Source organism: Ruegeria sp. O6, assembly GCF_056535045.1.
The window spans coordinates 85,443-105,184 of the sequence record NZ_JBQERM010000013.1 but is presented as its reverse complement, the minus strand read 5'-3'; the positions used below and the strand labels follow the sequence as shown (position 1 = coordinate 105,184).

The window sequence follows — 19,742 nt, the reverse complement described above, 5'->3', positions numbered from 1 at the left end:
GCGCCATGCAGTTTGGTCTGACAGAAGAACAGGACATGATCGTTTCGACGGTCCGCAGCTTTGTAGAAAAAGAAATCTACCCGCATGAAGACGCGGTGGAACGCAGCGGAACGGTCCCGCTGGAGCTTGGCAATGAGATCAAGCAGAAATGTATCGATCTGGGGTTCTATGCTTGCAACTTCCCCGAAGAAGTAGGCGGCGCGGGCCTGTCGCATCTGGATTTTACACTGGTCGAGCGTGAGCTGGGTCGTGGGTCGATGGCGCTGACGCATTTCTTTGGCCGCCCGCAGAACATCCTGATGGCCTGCAACGATGAACAGCGCGAACGCTATCTGCTGCCTGCTGTGCGCGGGGAAAAGATGGACGCGCTGGCGATGACTGAACCGGATGCCGGATCGGACGTGCGCGGCATGAAATGTCAGGCGGTGCGCGACGGTGGCGACTGGGTCGTCAACGGATCGAAACACTTCATCTCGGGCGCGGAACACGCGGATTTCTTTATTGTATTCGTTGCCACCGGCGTGGATGAGACCCCGAAAGGCCCCAAAAAACGCATCACCACTTTCCTGGTGGATCGCGGCACACCGGGCTTTGAAGTACGCGACGGCTACAGATCCGTCAGCCACAGGGGCTATAAAAACTGTATCCTGTATTTCGACAATTGCCGCCTGTCCGATGCGCAGGTTCTGGGCGAGGTCGATGGCGGTTTTGCGGTGATGAACGAATGGCTTTACGCGACCCGTCTGACGGTTGCGGCCTTCTCGGTCGGGCGCGCGCGGCGCTGCTTTGACTATGCGCTGAATTACGCCGCCGAGCGCAAGCAATTCGGCCAGCCCATCGGCAAGTTTCAGGGCGTTGGCTTCCAGATTGCCGACATGATCACCGAGATTGACGCCGCCGATTGGCTGACCCTTGCCGCCGCTTGGCGTCTGGATCAGAACCTGCCCGCAAACCGCGAGATCGCCTCGGCCAAGCTCTATGCCTCCGAGGCATTGGCGCGGGTCACCGACACGACGCTGCAAATCTTCGGCGGCATGGGCCTGATGGATGATTTCCCGATCGAACGGTTTTGGCGCGACGCCCGGGTCGAACGGATCTGGGACGGCACCAGCGAGATTCAGCGCCACATCATCAGCCGCGATCTTCTGCGTCCGCTGGGCGCCTGACCATGACCAAAGACCTGACCCGGCTGCTGCGCCCGAAATCCATCGCTGTCATTGGCGGCGGTGCATGGTGCCAACAGGTTATCCTACAATCCGAACGCATGGGATATGCCGGTCAGATCTGGCCGGTCCACCCTAAAGCTTCGGACATTGCGGGCCACAAGGTTTATGGCCGGATCGAAGACCTGCCCAACGCACCTGACGCGGTTTTTATCGGCATCAACCGCCATGCCACGATTGAAGCGGTTCAAGTCCTGTCCAGCATGGGTGCGGGTGGCGCCGTCTGCTTCGCCTCGGGCTTTTCCGAGGCTGTGGCCGAGGACGACACCGGCGGGGATTTGCAGGATCAACTGATCGCCGCGGCCGGAGACATGCCCATTCTGGGCCCGAATTGCTATGGATTCATCAACGCGCTGGACGGGGCATTGCTGTGGCCCGATCAGCACGGGGTTGTGCCAGTTGACAAGGGCGTGGCGATCCTGACGCAAAGCTCGAACATCTCGATCAACCTGACCATGCAGAAACGCGGGCTGCCGATTGCCTATATGGTCACCTGCGGAAATATGGCTCAGACCAGTCAGGCGCAGATCGCCTCGGCCCTGATCGATGACCCGCGCGTGACCACAGTGGGCCTGCATATCGAAGGCTTCAAGAACATCCGCGAGTGGGAAGCGCTGGCCGCCAAAGCCCATGCAAAGGGCGTCCCGCTGGTTGCCCTCAAGGTCGGCGCATCGGAACAGGCGCAAGCGGCGACCGTTTCCCATACCGCGTCGCTGGCGGGCAGCGATGCCGGGGCGCAGGCGCTGCTTGACCGGCTTGGCATTCCGCGCGTTTCGGCACTGCCTGACTTCCTTGAAACGCTCAAACTGTTGCATTGCTACGGGCCGCTGCCGGGGGGCAACATTTCCTCGATCAGCTGTTCGGGGGGCGAGGCGAGCCTGATTGCCGATATGGCCGTCGGCACGGGGTTGCAATTTCCACGGCTGAGCGGTGAAAAGCTGACCCGCCTGCGCGGCGCGCTCGGGCCCATGGTCGCGCTGAACAACCCGCTGGATTATCACACCTATATCTGGCGTGACGAGCAGGCGATGACGCGGGCCTGGTCGGGCATGACGGGTGACGATATCGACATGACATTCTCGATCGTCGACTACCCGACCACCGACTCCACCGATTGGGCCTGCGCAACGCAGGCAGCGCTGAACGTACGGGCAGAAACCGGCGCCCGGTTTGCGATTGTCGCCACCTTGCCGGAACTTTTGCCGGAAGACATCGCACAACAGCTGATGGCCGGGGGTGTTGTCCCCTTCATGGGCCTGCGCGAGGCGCTGTCTGCGACCCGCGCCGCAGGGCAGGTCAAGGCCCCATCCGCTGCGCCCGTTTTGCAACCGGGTATGATGGAACCAACCCAAACCCTGACCGAAGGCGCCTCGAAGGCGGCGCTGGCGGAATGCGGCCTGCGTATCCCGCAGAACCGGACGGTGCGGGGCGCGGAAGCTGCCCGTGCCGCAGCGGACCAGATGGAAGGCCCCTTTGCCGTCAAAGGTGTCGGGCTTGCGCATAAATCCGAACACAGCGCCGTTCGGCTGGGCATCCGGGCCCAGGACGTCGCGGCTGTCGCGGCAGATATCGGCACCGAAGACATCCTGATCGAGGAGATGGTCACCGGACCCGTTGCCGAACTTCTGATTGGCGTGGTGCGTGATCCCGCCCATGGGTTTGTTCTGACCCTTGGGGCAGGGGGCGTGCTGACCGAACTGCTGCGCGATACGGTATCCGTGCTGGTGCCCAGCCCGCCCGAAGACATCCGCTCCGCCCTTAGCCAATTGAAGATCGCCCCGCTGCTGGCGGGCTATCGCGGTCAACCGGCGGCTGATATGGATGCGGTTGTTGCCGCGGTCGAGGCCGTTCAGACCTATGTCATGCAAAATGCCGACACGCTTGGCGAGGTCGAGATTAACCCGCTCCTGTGCACGCCGGACAAGGCCGTTGCCGTGGACGCCCTGATAAGAAAGGCCTGAGACATGGACCCGATCAAAACCCGCCGCGATGGCTCGATCCTCGAGGTTACGCTGGACCGCCCCAAGGCAAACGCGATTGATCTGATCACCAGCCGCAGAATGGGCGAGGTCTTTGCTGAATTCCGCGACGACCCGGACCTGCGCGTGGCCATCCTGACCGGCGCGGGCGAAAAATTCTTTTGCCCCGGCTGGGATCTGAAAGCTGCCGCCGACGGCGACGCGGTGGACGGAGATTACGGCGTCGGCGGGTTCGGAGGCCTGCAAGAGCTGCGCGACCTGAACAAACCCGTGATTGCCGCCGTCAACGGTATCGCCTGCGGCGGCGGGCTAGAGCTGGCCTTGTCCGCAGACATGATCCTTGCCGCTGACCACGCCACTTTTGCCTTGCCGGAAATCCGCTCGGGCACCGTTGCGGATGCCGCCAGCGTCAAACTGCCCAAGCGCATCCCCTATCACATCGCGATGGAGCTGCTTCTGACAGGCCGCTGGTTTGATGCCGAAGAAGCCAACCGCTGGGGTCTGGTGAACGAGATCGTCGCCGCTGATCAGCTGATGGACCGCGCGTGGGACCTCGCCCGACTGCTGGCGTCAGGGCCGCCGCTGGTCTATGCGGCCATCAAGGAAATCGTGCGCGATGCCGAAGACGCCAAGTTTCAGGACGCCATGAACCGCATCACCAAACGGCAACTGCGCAGCGTGGATGTCCTATATTCCAGCGAGGACCAGCTTGAAGGCGCGCGTGCATTTGCCGAAAAACGTGATCCGGTCTGGAAAGGCAAATAATAACGCGGTGTGTTTGTCGCGCGGATCCGGTAAATTTCCCATTTACTGATCCGCGCCACAGGTGCACAGTTGGGCATGCCTTATTTCGAACGAAAACCATACGTTAGCACGCCACTTCCGGTCAGCCCGATCGCGCCGCAGCCGGATGCGCAACCGATCTCGGACATTGCCCGCCGCGTGCTTGGGGCTGAACGGGGCGCGCAACAGCCGCTTGAAGGGCCATTTGCGTGCCGCAAAACCTGCCACCCCGGCGGTACCGCAACCATATTGCTGTCCTTTGACGCACCAAACGGTGGCGGGCCTGTCGCATTACAATTCGAACCGGGCGACCTGATTAACCGGAACGGCGACACTCTTCCGGCAAACCGGGTCAACGTTGTCCCCCCGCAAATCCAGCTAAACCCCGGCGAGTCAACAGATGTTGCCGTCATTGTAACCGTGCCGGACCTCGCCGATCCCGGCGAATATCACGGTCGGATTGCCTGCACGGGCACAGTGCAAACCTCGATCGTCGTGATGTATGAGGTGGTGGGCGCTCAAACCTGACGGGTTACGAGATAGTCCATGAAATGGCCCAGAAACGCGCGCGGCACTTCTTCGGTGGCTGCAAAAACCTGCGCAAACTCCTGACGGGCCGAGGCCAGCAAGTCATTGGCCGCGTCCTGTGCATATCTGATGCAGCCATAGTGATCCATGCGATCCAGAACCCAGCTGACATCCTGCGTCGAGCGGTTGTCACGCGGGTTTGACAACATCTCCGACAGGCGCGCTTTTTCGGGCTCGTCCGCCTGGAAGCTAAGCCGCCCCAGCATCAGCGTGCGTTTGCCTTCGTAAATGTCCCCGCCGATCTCTTTGCCATATTTGTCCTGCGAGCCCACGAGGTTCAGAACATCATCCTGTATCTGAAACGCGGCCCCCAGAAAAAACCCAAACGCGTTGAAATCGTCCAGATTAAGCGCGCCTGACGCCACATCATGTGGCCGGGCAATCAGCGCCCCGATGCGCATGGGGTGAATGAAACTGTACCAGCAGGTCTTCTTCAGACACATCGTCAGATAATCCGATGCATCCACGTTCAGCCGGTTGTCCCGTATCCAGCCAAGCTCCAGCGCCTGACCTTCAATGGACTGCTGCAAAAGGTGATCGAACTCGTCCACCACGCGTATACCCGTTTCAGGGCCCAGCGGCCCAAGGTTCTGGCGCAACAGGCGCAGGGCCAGCGATTGCATCCCGTCGCCGGTATTGATCGCCAGAGGAACCCCAAGCCGCTTGTGCATACATTCGCGCCCGCGCCTGAAATCGCTTTGATCCTCGATATCGTCATGGATCAGAAATGCGTTGTGCAGCAGTTCAAGAACGGCGGCAGACACCCGTGCGTTTTCGCTGTCACCGCCGAAAGCCTCGCATGTGGCCAGCAACAGCGCGGGCCGCAACCCCTTGCCCGAGGTTTCGATGTAATCCCGCATCGGCCCGTACAGATAGGCCTGCGGTTCGCCCGTCGGCAGCAGTTGCAAAAGCGTCTCACGGGCCCGATCCCCGTATGAGGTCAGGGTTTTCAGAAAGTCCTGCTGTGCCGCAGGATCCAGATGTGCTGTGCCAGTGGCCACAGGGTCATCCCTTCTGGGTGATGATCACACGGGTTTTGGTCTCGTTCCTGCCCGTCTCGGCAAGGTTTGGTCCGGTGGCGGAAAAAGGTGAATCCGTCAACGGCAAGGCTTTGGACAACACCCCCGTCTGGCCGCTGTCCCGGCCCAGATCAAAGGCAACATCCTCTGCAATCTCCTCTCCCGGGATCGGAAGATCAGCGGTCGGCTCGTAGGCCACCATCAGGTCAAACAGCTCTTTCGGAGGGCAGATCATGCGCAACGCGTCCGCAATCGCAGGGTCTTCGGTAATCCCGCCGGGTTTTGAATATTCCGTAGCCGGTTTCGCAATGACGGCAAGCGGCCCTTCGCCGCCACGCTCAACACCCACGGAATCCTGTCCCATCCTCAGCGCGGCTTCGACCGCAACCGCAAACCGGTTGTCCCAGGGCAGGCCGGCCTGATAACGGGCAAAATCATAGGCGCGCAGCGGTTTCAGGATATCCGGCTCGTGCAGGTCCCAGATCTGGCAGGGCTCAGCTTTTGATCCACCGCGTTGCAGGATGGCATTGACCGCCCGGCGCGCCGCTTCGTTCGCCCCTTCCATGGTGGCAAGATCGGTGTAGGTGCGCACATAATCCGACGCCAGCATGAAGTTCGGGATTAATGTGGCCGCCTCAGGGCGCAACCGCCAGCTGTTGATGCGATTGACCAACAGCGGCTCCACATTGGTTTGGCGCTTGGGGTCGTTGGGATCCTGCACAATATCCGGATCAAGGAACCAGTAATGCATGTCCTCGTCGCGCAGGACGGTCTGGCCATCCACGTTGACGCTCCGCTTGAGCTGTTCCCAAACCTCTTGCGCAATCTCCTCGCGGCTGCAATCACGCGCGGTTTTTCCGTTCAGGCCCGGCTTGTCCCATTCCGAAATATCTATTGAAAGCAAACCCTTGGTCTTGCCTTCTGCCCAGTTTTCAAAGTTGATGGCCGACCAGAACTGTTTTTGCGAAACCGCGGTCAGGGCCCATGGGCTGTCAATGAAAATGACATGGCCGTGCGTCAGTTCAACATCCTTTGTCAGATAGAACTGAATTCCGTTCATCCATTGCACATCTTCGGCCAGCAGGGGCAGCTTGGCCAGAGACGGGTCGATTGCCGTCATCGCAGGGGTGATCAGCGGAGCGATCCGTTCGATCGGCATCGCACTGATGAACCAGTCCCCGGTGACCTGCTTTTCTTCGCCATCCTGTTCAACCGTCGCGCTGACGATGCGGCCATCCTCGCAGTCGATGCCCGTGACCTTTGAGTTGAACTTGTACACGACCCCCTTGCTTTTGAGGTAATCCAGCCACGGCTGTATCCAGACAAGGTTGGTGGGACCGTTCAACAGCCGGTTGCCATGCGGCTCGGGCGTCGCGATACCCAGTTGAAGCTGAACGGCAATGTCGCCCACGGTCTTTGTACTGGCAGTTGTCGCCTTCGCAGCCACCAGCGAACGAGTCAGGCCAATGGCCAGAAACTTCTGATACGCTTCCGAGCGTTGTTCGGCACCGATGAAGTCCCACCACCCGATGCGTTCATATTCATCGAACCGGCGTTCCTTGCAGGATGTCGCGATGCGCCACATGCAGGCGATGAAATGTTCGACATCCTCATAGGCGATCTGGTCACGGGGCGAGAGCGTGAATGCAACCGTCTTGAGCGCGTCGGCCACGTCTTTCAGCGTGCGGGGAAACCGTTCGGGTACGATGATGCCTGGGTCGTCAAACTGGCTGACCAGAACCTGAGTGGTGGACACCAGATTATCGTAACAGGTGCCTTTGCCGTAATAGGGCGTGCGCGCCATCGTATCGGTGATATGGCGGTAGAAATTCGGAAAGAACCGGAACCCGTGCTCGCCGGGCAACCAGGGGCGTTTCACGCCTGGAGGATAACTGGCACCGTCCATCTCGGCCCATTGTTCAAGCGCCTTGATGTGTTTCGCCTTGGACCCGTGATCGCCTTCGCCCTTCATCACGGGGATGCTGCGTGCCTTACCGCCGGGGATCAGCTGGCGCTCGTGAATCTCGACCTCGTACCCGCGCTCGATCAGCTCATGCGCGGCGCTCATTCCGGCCACGCCACCGCCCAATATGACAACCTTTTCAGCCATCGGATGTTCCTTTCGCGGCATAGACGTCAAAGCGCAGGGTGATATCGGACAGGCTGGCTTCGCCGATGCCGAACCCCTGCAACCTGTTCATCCAGGCATAATTCGGGTTTGACGTCAGGTATCGCGGCGCAAGCCGGACCGGGGCTGAGGCGGGCAGATTGCCCTTCGCCAGCCCGGCAAACCCATCCGGACCAAAGTCACACACGCCGGTATCTTCAAACAGGATCGGCGCACCCCCTTCAACGGGTTGAATAAGCGCTCGGGCGTGCAAAAGCCCAACTCCGTCGGACCGCACGCGCATCCAGTCGCCCCCCAGCGGATCGATCGTCCCCTTCAGATGAGGTCCTTCAACCGTTCCGCCCTCTTTGATCCCGAAATGCAGCCAGATGCCGTCCGGTGTTTCACCTGACGGATAGAACTCGTCGGTGAACGGCACCACAAACCTGCCAACGTGTTCAAGCGCGGGCATTTGCGTGACAGGCTTTGCCGGGCTTGGCGGCGCAGGCTCGGGGGCCTTTCCGGGGCCGGGATCATATTCGCGACCACCGGTCGTCAGCACCGGTCGCCAGGTCAATGTCTTTTCCTGGGTCACAGATGGCAGCATGGCTGCAAACTGCTGAAACCCCGTCATCGGGTCGCATTGCAAGGGCCAGCCGCGAATGGCGCGTTCGGGGCCGCCATCTTCGGAACAGATCACGCGGACCACGTCATGCGAAGACACGGCGGGTCCGGCTTCGATCAGCACCCGATTTAACCCATTTACGTTGATCAATTCGGACCAACGCAATGTCACACCCCGGTCTGTGAATTCTCGCATGACCAGATCCCCGGTCAGCACGTGATGGTGCAGATCGCCTGTGCTTCCTTGATCCTCAGGTGGAACTTCTGCTGCACGCGGAAGATGTGCTCACCGTCAGACGAGGTTTGCAGATACTTCACCGCGATATCCGAAGGCACGACAATCTCGACCGGCGCACCTTGCAGCGATACAAGTGCTGCCTTGTTTGCGGGCAGGGTGCCCGATCGCAGCAGCGGGCCGTCAAGGAACGGAAGAATACTGTCACGCGGCAGCACCATCGAGTTTTCGATCGGCGTGGTCACGGCCTGAAACAGCCCATTGCCCATCACGCAGGCAAAAGGCCCAAGGTATCCATGCGCTTCCAGCTTGTTGATGCCCGCGACCACGGCCTCGAAAACCTCGGGGCCGGAACAGGGTTTTTTCTTCCCGTTGATCGATATGGATTGACCTTCGCCAGCCTCCAGCAGCCCCGGGTATTTGCCGCCACCGCTGACGGTATAGATCGGCGGTAGATCCGCAGGTGCGCCACCGGCATGTTTGGGCGCTTCGCTGCTGCCTGGCTGGCCGTTGAAAACGATGTCATCCTCGACCTTGGCCACGACGGCGGCGGCCCGGCGGAACATGATCATGGCCGCGGCCAGTTCCGGATCAGCCACCTGCGCGCCTTTCAGGTAGACGTTGACGGAAACCGTCGTCAGCCGCAGGGTGTCATAATCATTCACTTCCAGACGCTTGGCCGCGCCTGATGCGTTGTCGACCAGACCCAGCTTGTTCAGGGGAACAGATTGCGTGTCCGCCGGCAGCGGCCCATAAAGCGGCAGAAAACTCGCAGCCACCCGCGCACGCAGCGCTTCATCATGGACGGCCTTGTTAACGGCATTCCACTGTTCGGTGTTCCAATCCAATGCGTCGGTCATTGTAAATCCCTCTTGGTGATGCTGCCCTGTTTGGCCGGGCAGTCCGTCTCGTTCATTCGGCTTTCGTCAAACTGTCCAGAAGTGCCTCGGCGCGTTGTTCCTGAACAACGGCACCACATTCGCGGGCAAGCGCCAATGCCAGTTCACCCTCGGCAATCGCGCTATCCCGATCACCCTTGGCAGCAAAGGCTTTGGCCCGCACGCGGTGATATTCCGGTTTGTTCAGCGTTTCTCCTCGTTCCCAACCGGGGGTACACACGGTTTCAAGCCGGTCCAGGGCCTGATCAATATCCCCGTGATCGATCATCAACTCAGACAGAACAATCTGATTCTGCGGAAAAGTAAAGTTTCCACCAGACTTTGAGATCAGGTTCATGCAGGCCTCGATATGGGCCGGGACGCCCTCGATGTCACCTTTTCCCGCCTGCGCAAGACCCATGTAGATATCCTGCATGGCGTGAAGATACAGGAACCCTTCCTCATCGGCGATCTTGCGCGCTTCTTTCATAGTGACGTCCAGCCGGTCCCATTCGCCCGCGTAGGGCAGGAACATGCTGCACGCGCCCATGACATAGACAAGATTGGGTGCGTGGTTCAGTGCCCGGCTGACGTCGATGGCTTTCAGACGTGCGGCCTCCGCCTCATCAAACTTGCCCTGCTGCCACAGAAGGCACCCCTGAATGGCCAGCAACGACGCCGTGGTCGAGGACTGGGTCATCGGCATCATGGCCATGTCCAGCTCAGGCGTGATCAGCGCAAAGGCACGGTCAAGCTGCTGCTCGCAATCCGCGAACTCCCCGCGGAAGTAATGCGTGAAACTCAGCGCGCGGGCTGCCAGCACGTTGGTGACAGGATCGCCACTCATACCGGCCATCGCGTCCAGAGCCTGTCCCATCTCCATTGCCCGGTTCATCTGGCCCGCGACAAAGAAATTGGTCCAGCGGCAGAAGGTGGCCGCGAAAAGGGTTTCGCCATCGCCCAAGGCATGGGCAAGCTCCATCGCGCGGGCGGCTGTCTCTCCGACCTGGTCGGAGGACCATCCATAGATCGCCATGTAAGCCGGAAGGATATTCATCTGCACCCGAAGCTCGAACCCGTCACGCTCGGCATTGGCGGGCATCGTTCCGATATTGCGCAGTGCCGCGCGAAACGCCGAGATCGCAGGCAGGTTCGCCAACCGCGACAGGGCTTGTTCGCCTGCCGTAAACCAGTTGGACACCGCCTCATCCTTCAACCCGCCATGGTCGCAGTGATGCGCCACGGTATCGGGGGCGGGGTTTCCGAATGCGTTATGTCCGGCCAGCAAGGCCCGTGCGATTTTAAGATGAACCTTCTGCCGGTCTTCGCGCAGCAGCGAGTTATAGGCCGTATCCTGAACCAGCGCGTGGTTGAACGTATAGGTGGCCGTTCCGGCTTCGCCCGTGATCAGCACAACGCCAGCCGCCATCAGCTGCATCAGCGCGCTTTCCACATCCATGTCTTCCTGCGCAACCGCCTGGATCATCGCCGAGGTGAAACTGCGCCCGATAACAGACCCAAGCTGCGCAATGGGCTTGGCGTTTTCCATCCGGTCAAGACGCGACATCAACGAATCCTGAAGGGTCGTGGGGATACTCAGGGCATCCAGAACCTCGGCGTTGATCGGCGCATCTTGCGGCAGCTGATCCAGAACCGCCTTGGTCATCTCTTCGATGTAAAGCGGCACGCCATCGGCTTTCTCGACAATCTGCCTGATCAGGATGACCGGCAAACTGTATGGCTCGGCCACGCGCCGGACCAGTTCCGAGGCTTCACTGCTGGCCAAAGGCGTCAGATCGATGCGCGCCGCGCGGCCCTCGTAATGCTCAGGCGGCTCGTATTCAGGGCGATGCGACAGGACCACCAGTATCGGGAACCCGTCCAGACCTGATGCCAGCGCCTCCAGCACGTCCAGCGTGGTTGCGTCAGCCCAGTGCACGTCTTCCACCACCAGCAGCAAGGTGCCGCGCCTGTCACACAGGCTGCCAAGGCTGCGCAACAACACGTCCAGCGATTTGCGGGCCTTCTTCAGGGGGTCTGGATCCGGCTCTGCGCCCGTTTCGACCCCGGCCATATCGAGAAGAACAGGCAAATCCGCGTCGCTCAGACGAGAGGCGGCCTGAACAAAATCGGAAATCGCGCCCCGGATGCTGTCATCGGACTTGTCGCCTGAAACACGCCTCAACTCTCCCACGATCGGGTGAAGCGGAAGGCTGGCCAGATGCGGAATGCACTGCAAGGTAAAGGGTTTGACGCCAATTGTTTCAGACAGGGACTTGATCAGCCGCGATTTGCCAATGCCTGCGGCGCCACCGACAAACGCAAACCTGCCGGAGCCCGCCTGTGCATCTTTCCAAAGCTGGGTCAGGACCGAAAGATCGTCGCCCCGGGCGACAAGATCAACGGCTGACTGTCCGACACGCGCATCGAACCGGCTGGTCGCGACGCTTTCGGAAATGGCGCGATAGACGGTGCGCTGATTGTCAAACCCTTTCAGGTTCTGGCTGCCACGGGGCTCGAATTCGAATGCGCCTTGTGTCAATCGCCACGTCTCTGCGGAAACGATCACCTCACCCGGCTCGGCCAGACCTTGCAGGCGGGATGCAAGGTTCGCGGTTTCACCGACCAGAAAGTCCTGCGACCCAAGACTTGTCGACGAAACCACCCCTACAACAACCATACCGGTGGCAATTCCCGCGCGCAGATCCAGTTTTTCGCCAAACCTGTTTTCAAGGTTTTGTACGGCTTCGATGGTCTCCAGCACGGCGCGAACGGCGCGTTCGGCATCGTCCTCCATGGCTTTGGGATATCCGAAATAGACCATGATCCCGTCGCCCTGCCTGTAGGCCAGATGACAGCCATGCTGTTTCAGGGTGCCGATCGCCGTATCCAGATACAGATTCATGATCTGCATCAGGTCTTCCGGGTCATACCGCTGGGCCAGTTGCGTCGACCCCACGAGATCGCAGAAAACCAGCGTAAGCTGCCGCCGTTCGGCTTCGGACCTAAGCTCCTGCCGGGTCGATGCTTCCTCAGATTTCAGACTGGCCTGCGCCTTGCGAAACCGTTTCCGTTCGCCAACCGTCAACCCCAGATCACGCAGTTCGGGATCTGTCAGCTCGTCCAGAATATCATCATCCACGCCTTCCTGCCGAAACAGGGTGGCATGGTTTTCCAGATCAGCCAGTCGAAGAACTTTTGAGATACGCGGCGATGCCTCAAGGACCCCCGTCATCGTTCTGCGCCCCCGCCCATTTTCCTTCTCCCCTTACTCCCCTCAAAACATATTGTATTTGTATAAGCAAAAATAGAGAGGAATTTACGTTCAATCCACATGACGCAGGGACACCATTGTTAACTTGTTATCTGCTGTGACAGATGTAGGGTTGAAATTCCACTCCACTTTGAGTTTTTCGTGTCAAATCATTGGCTTTCGATTTCATATAGATTTTTCACGCGCAGTTTTGGGCCTGGCCTGCTGCCTTGCCGCGCGTAATGGGGAAGGGTGTTTTCCCATAGGCGCTAGGGCCTCGTGCGCTTTTATCGAAGTTGTGGAAATGCGAAAATCAGACCCTGCCGATTTTCGACACTGCCGCGCGCCTTAAGCGCTTCCCATACGTCAATGGACGTGTCGCGCGCGGTACAAACACCCGCTTTGGCGCTGGAAACGTGACCCGGCAGGATACCGGTTCCACCAATGGGCAGAACCGGTTTCTTCTTCAGACGGTTGCGCCCTTCAGGCGGATGGCAGTGCCAAGGCTGCCCGCGCAAAGCCCGACCAGAACCGAGATGCCCAGTTCCAGCGCTTCCACATGGGCGAACTGAAAGCCCGCGAAAACCAGCGTTTCCAGAATGCCGACACCGGCCCCCAGTGCCGCACCCAACCACAGCTTGCGGGTCATCATTCCAAGCGCCAGTCCCAGTATGCCGGGCAGGCCCAGGACATTGGCGCCGATTGTTCCAAGTAAGTCTAACATGTCTGCCCCCACCCTAATTCGAGCTGTTGTTCAGAAACGCGCGGATGTCGCTGCCCGAGGCGGATGCATGTTCCTGAAGAACCACGCCCTCCACGGCCTCGCTTATCTTCTGGTATTGTTCCAGATAGTTCGCGGGCAGATTATGCGCGATGCCCTGATGGCAATCGATGCATGTCATGCCGGTGTCGATGGCGCGCTGGTGTTCCGACGCGGCGCGGGTTTCCTGAATGGTAAAGTCCATGTAGTCAAAGTTGTGACAGTTGCGGCATTCACGGCTGTCCGATTCCTTCATCTTCTTCCACACGGCCGAAGCCATGCTCAGGCGATGCTCTTCGTACTGCTCGGGTGTGCTGATGGTTCCGGCCAGCTCATGATAGACGTCTTTGACGGCCATGATCTTGGCTTTGATCTTGTGGCTCCATTCATCCGGCACGTGGCAGTCGGAACAGATCGCGCGAACGCCGGAATGGTTGTTGTAATGAACCGTTTCGCGATACTCGCCCAGGTTGGTTTCCATCGTGTGGCACGAGGTACAGAATTCTTCGGTATTCGTCAGCTCAAGGGTCCAGTGAAATCCACCCCAGAACAGGATACCGGCCAGAAATCCGGCCAGGACCAGAAAGCCTGAACTGAACAGCACCGTCGGCGTCCAGATCGCGTTCCAGAGGCGACCAAGCAAGCCGCGGTTTTCAGGAGAGTCGGCCATATCGGTGCTCCTTTCAGTCTTGCGTTGGATCAATTGCCGGCGGAGGGCTGGAACACGTTGTCGACCAGCGGCGGGGCGTCGGCCTGCGGTACGTGGCACTGGTTGCAGAAATACCGGGTTCCGGCGATCCGATCCAGTTCGCGGCCTTCGCGGTCCAGATAATGGGTCATCGACAGCGTCGGCGCGTTACGGTCACCGGCTTTGGTCCAGTCGTGGCAGGACAGGCACTGGTTGGTACGGATGTCGATCTGGTACTGTTCGACCGAATGCGGGATGACTGGCGGCTGCTGCCGGTAATTGCGCTGCTGGCGCCCTTCGACATTGCGGTGGATCTGGTCCAGCGGCACCGGCTCATCCACATCCGCACCGCGCAGGGATTCAACCTGAGCAGATTGCGCGAGGGCCCATCCGCTCAGCAATAATACGGGTAGAAGGGCAATTCCGCCTGTAACGATAGATTTTTTCATCTTGGCACTCCCCTAGATAGGTCTGGCGGCGCGCGGCTCGGGCGCGGCAACTGGATCGGAAGGTTGGACGACGTGGTCGTCGAACCGGTGAGTAAAGGTAAAGACGTCGACCGCGCAGACATCGATGCAGCGGCCACAATTCGTGCAGTCGGGTGACAGGATCAGCGGGGTACTTCCCGGTTTGCCCTTCAGCGCGGGCGAGATCACCTGATTTTCCGGGCAGACCGCGTAACAATCCATGCAGTCGTCGCAGGCGGCGCGGTTTGTGGCGCTGATCCGCAGCAGGCTTTTTGCTCCGATCAGGCCATAGAACGCGCCCACCGGGCACAGGTGTCCGCACCATCCGTGGCGCGAGACAAAAACGTCAAAGACAAAGATGGCTGTGATCAGGGCCCAGACAAAGCCCATTCCAAAGACCAGCCCGCGATGCAGCATGGTGATCGGGTTGATCAGTTCCCACGCGATCATGCCGCTCAGACCCGAAACAGCCAGGATAGTTGCCAGAATCCACAGGCGTGTGCCGCGCTTGGGTTGCCAGCCTTTCGGCAGGTCCAGCTTGCGGTGCAACCAGTTGGCCGCGTCGGTCACCGGATTGATCGGGCAGACCCAGGAACAATAGACACGGCCACCAATCAGGGCATAGACCACCAGAACGATCAGCCCACCGATCAGCGCGGTCATTTCGGGCCAGTGGCCTGCAACCATGCTCTGCAACAGGATGAACGGATCGGTCAAAGGCAGCACGCCCAGCGTCAGCGACCCAGCCAGCGTTCCCTGAACAATCCAGATACCGAACCATGGGCCCAGCAGAAACAGAACCAGAAAGAACAGCTGGCTTGCCCGGCGCAGCAGCAGATAGCGATGCGCGCCGATCCAGCCCTTGCTGGCGATGGCCTCGTGACCTGTGGGCATATCTGTGCGGGCGCTCATTGTCCCACCCCCGGCAGATCATATCCCGGCGCAAAGCCGCCGGGCGTGGCCAGATTGTCCGTGCCCGGTCCGGGCAAACGGTCCGGCAGGTCGATGATCCCCTCGACCACCGGCGCGCCTTTCGCGGCCTTTTCTTCCCAGCCCTTGCGGTAATGCTCTGCCGAACTGCCCCGCGCCAGCCGGGCAGGCAGCACCTTGATGGCGGCCTCGGGCAGAACACAGCTTTTCTCGCACATGCCGCAGCCGGTGCAGCGGTCGGCGTGGACGGTCGGGATGAACATCGCGTGATGACCCGACCGCGTGTTGTGCGTGGTGTCCAGCGTGATCGCCTCGTCGATGACGGGGCAAACGCGGTAACAGACATCGCAGCGCAACCCGAGGAAGTTCAGGCAGTTCTCCTGATCGACCAGAACCGCGACCCCCATCTTCGCATCGTCGATATTGTCCAACGCGGGATCCAGTGCCCCGGTCGGACAAGCGGCGACACAAGGAATGTCGTCGCACATCTCACAGGGAATATCCCGCGCGGTGAAAAAGGGTGTTCCCGTCGCCACCGCGTCCGAGCCCAACTCGGCCAGTTTCAAAGTATCATATGGGCAATCCCGCACGCATAAGCCGCAGCGGATACAGGCTGACAGAAACTCCTTTTCCGGCAGCGCGCCGGGCGGGCGCAATGCCTCGGCCGGCAGGGCGCGGGCGTCGCGGGCCAGATAGGCCAGCACCGTCCCGGCGACCACGCAGCCGCCCGCCGCCCGCGCCGAATCCTGCAGGAACCGGCGCCGCTGCGGCGAAAGGGGTTTGTCGGCAAAAGACATGAGGATTTACCCGTACGATCCTTGTTGCCTATGCGCGCTCGACCTTGCAGGCGCATTTCTTGAAGTCGGTCTCTTTCGACAGCGGGCAGGTCGCGTCCAGCGTCAGCTTGTTGGTCAACTGGCCTTCGTCGAACCACGGCATGAACACCAGACCGCGCGGCACCTTGTTGCGCCCACGGGTCTCGACCCGGCTGGTGACCTCGCCTCGACGGGTAGACAGAACAATCTCCTGACCCCGGCGCAGATCCCGGTCCTTGGCGTCCTGCGGATGCATGTAAACCACAGCCGCCGGGTAGGCGCGGTGCAGCTCTGGGACACGGCGCGTCATCGACCCCGAATGCCAGTGTTCCAGCACACGACCGGTGCACAGCCACAGATCATATTCCGCATCCGGTTCCTCGGCCGCAGGCTCGTAGGGCGCAAAGATGATGCTCGCCTTGCCATCCTTCTTGCCATAGAACTTCACGCCCGCACCTTCGGGCACATAAGGGTCATAGCCTTCGCGGAAACGATACAGCGTTTCCTTGCCATCCACGACCGGCCAGCGCAGACCACGGGCTTGGTGATAGGTTTCAAACGGTGCCAGATCGTGCGCGTGGCCGCGTCCGAAATTGGCATATTCCTCGAACAGACCCTTCTGAACGTAGAACCCGAAATGCTCGGATTCGTCGTTGTCAAAGCCCTCGGCCGTTTCCGACAGCGGGAATTTGTCGACGCTGCCATTGGCAAACAGAACCTCGTACATGGTCTTGCCGCGATGTTCCGGCATGGTGGCCAGCAACTCTTCGCCCCAGACCTCTTCAACGGTGAAGCGTTTCGAGAATTCCATCACCTGCCACACGTCCGACTTGGCCTCGCCCGGTGCCTTGACCTGCTGCCGCCAGAACTGGGTGCGGCGCTCGGCATTGCCATAAGCGCCTTCCTTCTCGACCCACATGGCGGTGGGCAGGATCAGGTCGGCGGACACGGCCGTGACGGTCGGGTAGGGGTCTGAAACGGTGATAAAGTTCTCGGGGTTGCGATACCCGGGATAACCTTCTTCGTTGATATTCGGTGCCGCCTGCATGTTGTTGTTGCACTGCACCCAATAGGCGTTCAGATCGCCATCCTTCAGCTTGCGGTGCTGCAGTACGGCGTGAAAGCCGGGCTTGGCCGGAATGGTACCCGCAGGCACATTCCAGGCGGTTTCGCAAATCTTGCGGTGCTCGTCATTCATGACAACCATGTCGGCAGGCAGACGGTGGGCAAAGGTGCCAACCTCACGCGCGGTTCCGCAGGCCGACGGCTGACCGGTTAGCGAGAAGGGCGAGTTTCCGGGCTCGGAAATCTTGCCCACCAGCAGGTGCACGTTATACATCAACGAGTTCACCCACGACCCGCGGGTATGCTGGTTGAACCCCATGGTCCATAGGCTCATGACCTTGCGGTTCGGGTCGGCATATTGCTGGGCCAGACGCTCCAACTTGTCCGCCGGAACACCGGACAACTCCGAAGTGTATTCCAGCGTGTATGCCGATACCGCCTCGGCATATTCCTCAAAGCTGATCGGCTCCATCTTGCCGACATTGGGGTTCGCGGCCTCTTGTTGCAGCGGATGATTGTCGCGCAGGCCATAACCGATATCGGTGGCGGTCTTGGTAATGTTGACGTGGTTCTTGACGAACTCTTCGTTCACCGCGCCATTCTGGATGATGTAATTGGCGATATAGTTCAGGATCGCCAGATCGGTCTGAGGGTTGAACACCATGCCATTGTCGGCCAGCTCGAACGAACGGTGCTCGAAGGTCGACAGAACATGCACTTCGCATCCCGGCTTGGTCAGGCGCGTATCGGTCAGGCGCGACCACAGGATCGGGTGCATCTCGGCCATGTTCGACCCCCACAGAACAAACGTATCCGCGTGCTCAAGGTCGTCATAGCAGCCCATCGGCTCGTCGATGCCGAAGGTACGGATAAAGCCGACCACGGCCGACGCCATGCAGTGACGCGCGTTGGGGTCGATGTTGTTCGACCGGAACCCGGCCTTCATCATCTTGGCCGCCGCATAACCTTCCCAGACGGTCCACTGACCGGAACCGAACATACCCACGCTGGTCGGGCCTTTCTTGGCCAGCGCCTCTTTCCACTTGGCAGCCATGACGTCAAAGGCTTCGTCCCAGCTGACCGGCTCAAACTCGCCATTCTTGTCATATTCGCCGTTGGTTTTGCGCAAAAGCGGCGTGGTCAGGCGGTCCTTGCCATACATGATCTTGGACAGGAAATAGCCCTTGATACAGTTCAGACCCCGGTTGACCGGCGCATCCGGGTCGCCCTGCGTGGCGACTACGCGGCCATCCTTGGTGCCCACCAGAACCGAACAGCCCGTGCCGCAGAACCGGCAGGCGGCCTTGTCCCAGCGGATATCGGGCGCGGCGGCCTGGGCGCTGGCCGAACCAGCGGCCATTGGAATGCCGGCAGCCGAGGCCGTGGCAGCCGCTGCGGACGCTTTCAGAAATGTACGACGGGATTCAGAGATGGTCATTGCATGGGCCTCCTGCTGGACGGTTGGCTTGGAGCATCAGGACGCGGAGCAGCCTCCGCGGGATCTTCGAAATGGTGATAGGTCAGCGATAGCGAGATCACGCCGGGGATCTGGTGCAGATCCATGATGGTTTCCGAGGCCAGCCGGTCGGCTGTATCCTCGACAACCACGACGAACCGGCCATCCTCGGCCTCGGCATGAAGCTCGACGCCATCGGTGCCGGTCATCGCCGCGCGTGCGGCGTCGGTGTGATCGGGGGCGATGTGGACAAGACAGCCACAGATATTCATTGGGTCACCTCCGGGTGCAAAGGGGCGGGGCGGTGCATCGTGATGGCCCCGGCGGGGCAGGCGGCAGAACATGTGCCGCATCCGATGCAGGTTTCGGTTTCAAGCGCTGGTTCAGCCCGCCCGCCCAGTTGCAGGCGAAAGCGGATGGCTTCCTGTTCGCAAGTGTCCTGACACAGGCGGCAGCTTACCCCGTTCATCGACAGGCAGCTTGCAGCCTCGATCCGTGCGCGCCACGGCCACTCGGTCACACGCTCGGGCAACAACGCCGGGGTCGGGCAAACCTCGGCACATGCACCGCATAAGGTGCAGCCGCCTGCGGAAAGATCCAGAACCGGAAAGCCGCTGTTGTCGAATGTGATGATCTCTTCCGGGCAGGCCCCGGCGCAGTCTTCGCAGCCTGTGCACAGATCGGCAAAGCCTGTCACGCCCGCACCCGGCGGTCGGATCGCATCAGGATCCTCCCGTAGGATACGTGCGCTCAGAAAAGCGCGTCTGCTGGTCAACTGGCTCATGGCTGGCGACTCGAGTGTGGATAGATTGGTTCGCGTCCTTACTTCCTAACTGCGCGAAGCAGCGCACGAATTGACCTATATCATGTTT

17 protein-coding genes are annotated in these 19,742 nt (G+C 60.3%); 4 read left to right on the top strand and 13 right to left on the bottom strand.

The annotated features are described in order from the left end of the window. Positions 1-5 precede the first annotated feature (5 nt). The 4 genes from ACR0DY_RS15955 to ACR0DY_RS15940 all read left to right on the top strand — a co-directional run bounded on the left by ACR0DY_RS15955 (position 6) and on the right by ACR0DY_RS15940 (position 4,513). The gene (locus tag ACR0DY_RS15955; RefSeq protein WP_480484285.1) at positions 6-1,166 is read left to right on the top strand and encodes an acyl-CoA dehydrogenase family protein; all 1,161 of its coding nucleotides are present in this window, start codon (positions 6-8) and stop codon (positions 1,164-1,166) included. Positions 1,167-1,168: 2 nt separating this feature from the next. Further along, positions 1,169-3,184 carry an acetate--CoA ligase family protein gene (locus ACR0DY_RS15950; protein WP_480546646.1) on the top strand — a complete coding sequence of 672 codons (2,016 nt, stop codon included), beginning with the start codon at positions 1,169-1,171 and terminating at the stop codon, positions 3,182-3,184. 3 nt (positions 3,185-3,187) lie between these two features. Then, positions 3,188-3,967 (top strand): carnitinyl-CoA dehydratase, encoded by a 780-nt coding sequence (locus tag ACR0DY_RS15945; protein ID WP_209597100.1) that lies wholly within the window; start codon positions 3,188-3,190, stop codon positions 3,965-3,967. A gap of 75 nt (positions 3,968-4,042) precedes the next feature. After that, a complete protein-coding gene (locus ACR0DY_RS15940) occupies positions 4,043-4,513 on the top strand; it encodes a hypothetical protein (RefSeq protein ID WP_480546648.1) in 471 nt (156 codons plus the stop codon). On the opposite strand, the gene ACR0DY_RS15935 is transcribed toward ACR0DY_RS15940, so the two are convergent. The 13 genes from ACR0DY_RS15935 to napF all read right to left on the bottom strand — a co-directional run bounded on the left by ACR0DY_RS15935 (position 4,504) and on the right by napF (position 19,654). Further along, positions 4,504-5,574, bottom strand: a complete 1,071-nt coding sequence (locus ACR0DY_RS15935) for a polyprenyl synthetase family protein (protein ID WP_480546650.1) — start codon at positions 5,572-5,574, stop codon at positions 4,504-4,506. The genes ACR0DY_RS15940 and ACR0DY_RS15935 overlap by 10 nt on opposite strands. A 4-nt stretch (positions 5,575-5,578) precedes the next feature. After that, positions 5,579-7,702: a hydroxysqualene dehydroxylase gene (locus tag ACR0DY_RS15930; protein WP_480484289.1), complete on the bottom strand. Its 2,124-nt coding sequence runs from the start codon at positions 7,700-7,702 to the stop codon at positions 5,579-5,581. Beyond that, positions 7,695-8,519 (bottom strand): DUF3237 domain-containing protein, encoded by an 825-nt coding sequence (locus ACR0DY_RS15925; RefSeq protein ID WP_480484290.1) that lies wholly within the window; start codon positions 8,517-8,519, stop codon positions 7,695-7,697. Before ACR0DY_RS15925 ends, ACR0DY_RS15930 begins: the two co-directional genes overlap by 8 nt. Before the next feature lie 14 nt (positions 8,520-8,533). After that, positions 8,534-9,418, bottom strand: coding sequence for an encapsulin (locus ACR0DY_RS15920; protein ID WP_209507025.1), 885 nt, complete (start codon positions 9,416-9,418; stop codon positions 8,534-8,536). Positions 9,419-9,470: 52 nt separating this feature from the next. Then, positions 9,471-12,671 (bottom strand): adenylate/guanylate cyclase domain-containing protein, encoded by a 3,201-nt coding sequence (locus tag ACR0DY_RS15915; protein WP_480546652.1) that lies wholly within the window; start codon positions 12,669-12,671, stop codon positions 9,471-9,473. Positions 12,672-13,155: 484 nt separating this feature from the next. Next, on the bottom strand, positions 13,156-13,413 hold the full coding sequence (locus tag ACR0DY_RS15910) for a hypothetical protein (protein ID WP_267363546.1): 258 nt from the start codon (positions 13,411-13,413) through the stop codon (positions 13,156-13,158). 13 nt (positions 13,414-13,426) lie between these two features. Next, positions 13,427-14,119 carry a NapC/NirT family cytochrome c gene (locus ACR0DY_RS15905; RefSeq protein ID WP_480546654.1) on the bottom strand — a complete coding sequence of 231 codons (693 nt, stop codon included), beginning with the start codon at positions 14,117-14,119 and terminating at the stop codon, positions 13,427-13,429. A gap of 29 nt (positions 14,120-14,148) precedes the next feature. Then, positions 14,149-14,586, bottom strand: coding sequence for a nitrate reductase cytochrome c-type subunit (locus ACR0DY_RS15900; RefSeq protein ID WP_209507029.1), 438 nt, complete (start codon positions 14,584-14,586; stop codon positions 14,149-14,151). 12 nt (positions 14,587-14,598) lie between these two features. Then, positions 14,599-15,516, bottom strand: coding sequence for a quinol dehydrogenase ferredoxin subunit NapH (gene napH / locus ACR0DY_RS15895; protein ID WP_480546656.1), 918 nt, complete (start codon positions 15,514-15,516; stop codon positions 14,599-14,601). Further along, positions 15,513-16,331, bottom strand: a complete 819-nt coding sequence (napG, locus tag ACR0DY_RS15890) for a ferredoxin-type protein NapG (protein ID WP_267363552.1) — start codon at positions 16,329-16,331, stop codon at positions 15,513-15,515. Before napG ends, napH begins: the two co-directional genes overlap by 4 nt. Positions 16,332-16,359: 28 nt before the next feature. Beyond that, positions 16,360-18,852, bottom strand: a complete 2,493-nt coding sequence (gene napA, locus ACR0DY_RS15885; protein ID WP_480484296.1) for a nitrate reductase catalytic subunit NapA — start codon at positions 18,850-18,852, stop codon at positions 16,360-16,362. Then, complete coding sequence (locus tag ACR0DY_RS15880) at positions 18,849-19,142, bottom strand: chaperone NapD (RefSeq protein ID WP_267363554.1); 294 nt, start codon at positions 19,140-19,142, stop codon at positions 18,849-18,851. The genes napA and ACR0DY_RS15880 overlap by 4 nt, the downstream gene beginning before the upstream one ends. Beyond that, a complete protein-coding gene (gene napF / locus ACR0DY_RS15875) occupies positions 19,139-19,654 on the bottom strand; it encodes a ferredoxin-type protein NapF (RefSeq protein ID WP_480484297.1) in 516 nt (171 codons plus the stop codon). The genes ACR0DY_RS15880 and napF overlap by 4 nt, the downstream gene beginning before the upstream one ends. Positions 19,655-19,742: the final 88 nt, after the last annotated feature.

Excerpts from the sequence above, each read along its gene's own strand:
- napG (WP_267363552.1), bottom strand. The coding sequence starts at position 16,331 with ATGTCTTTTGCCGACAAACCCCTTTCGCCGCAGCGGCGCCGGTTCCTG.
- ACR0DY_RS15900 (WP_209507029.1), bottom strand. The coding sequence starts at position 14,586 with ATGAAAAAATCTATCGTTACAGGCGGAATTGCCCTTCTACCCGTATTA.
- ACR0DY_RS15910 (WP_267363546.1), bottom strand. The coding sequence starts at position 13,413 with ATGTTAGACTTACTTGGAACAATCGGCGCCAATGTCCTGGGCCTGCCC.
- ACR0DY_RS15905 (WP_480546654.1), bottom strand. The coding sequence starts at position 14,119 with ATGGCCGACTCTCCTGAAAACCGCGGCTTGCTTGGTCGCCTCTGGAAC.
- napF (WP_480484297.1), bottom strand. The coding sequence starts at position 19,654 with ATGAGCCAGTTGACCAGCAGACGCGCTTTTCTGAGCGCACGTATCCTA.
- ACR0DY_RS15950 (WP_480546646.1), top strand. The coding sequence starts at position 1,169 with ATGACCAAAGACCTGACCCGGCTGCTGCGCCCGAAATCCATCGCTGTC.
- ACR0DY_RS15955 (WP_480484285.1), top strand. The coding sequence starts at position 6 with ATGCAGTTTGGTCTGACAGAAGAACAGGACATGATCGTTTCGACGGTC.
- ACR0DY_RS15915 (WP_480546652.1), bottom strand. The coding sequence starts at position 12,671 with ATGACGGGGGTCCTTGAGGCATCGCCGCGTATCTCAAAAGTTCTTCGA.
- ACR0DY_RS15940 (WP_480546648.1), top strand. The coding sequence starts at position 4,043 with ATGCCTTATTTCGAACGAAAACCATACGTTAGCACGCCACTTCCGGTC.
- ACR0DY_RS15930 (WP_480484289.1), bottom strand. The coding sequence starts at position 7,702 with ATGGCTGAAAAGGTTGTCATATTGGGCGGTGGCGTGGCCGGAATGAGC.
- ACR0DY_RS15945 (WP_209597100.1), top strand. The coding sequence starts at position 3,188 with ATGGACCCGATCAAAACCCGCCGCGATGGCTCGATCCTCGAGGTTACG.
- napA (WP_480484296.1), bottom strand. The coding sequence starts at position 18,852 with ATGACCATCTCTGAATCCCGTCGTACATTTCTGAAAGCGTCCGCAGCG.
- napH (WP_480546656.1), bottom strand. The coding sequence starts at position 15,516 with ATGAGCGCCCGCACAGATATGCCCACAGGTCACGAGGCCATCGCCAGC.
- ACR0DY_RS15925 (WP_480484290.1), bottom strand. The coding sequence starts at position 8,519 with ATGCGAGAATTCACAGACCGGGGTGTGACATTGCGTTGGTCCGAATTG.
- ACR0DY_RS15920 (WP_209507025.1), bottom strand. The coding sequence starts at position 9,418 with ATGACCGACGCATTGGATTGGAACACCGAACAGTGGAATGCCGTTAAC.
- ACR0DY_RS15880 (WP_267363554.1), bottom strand. The coding sequence starts at position 19,142 with ATGAATATCTGTGGCTGTCTTGTCCACATCGCCCCCGATCACACCGAC.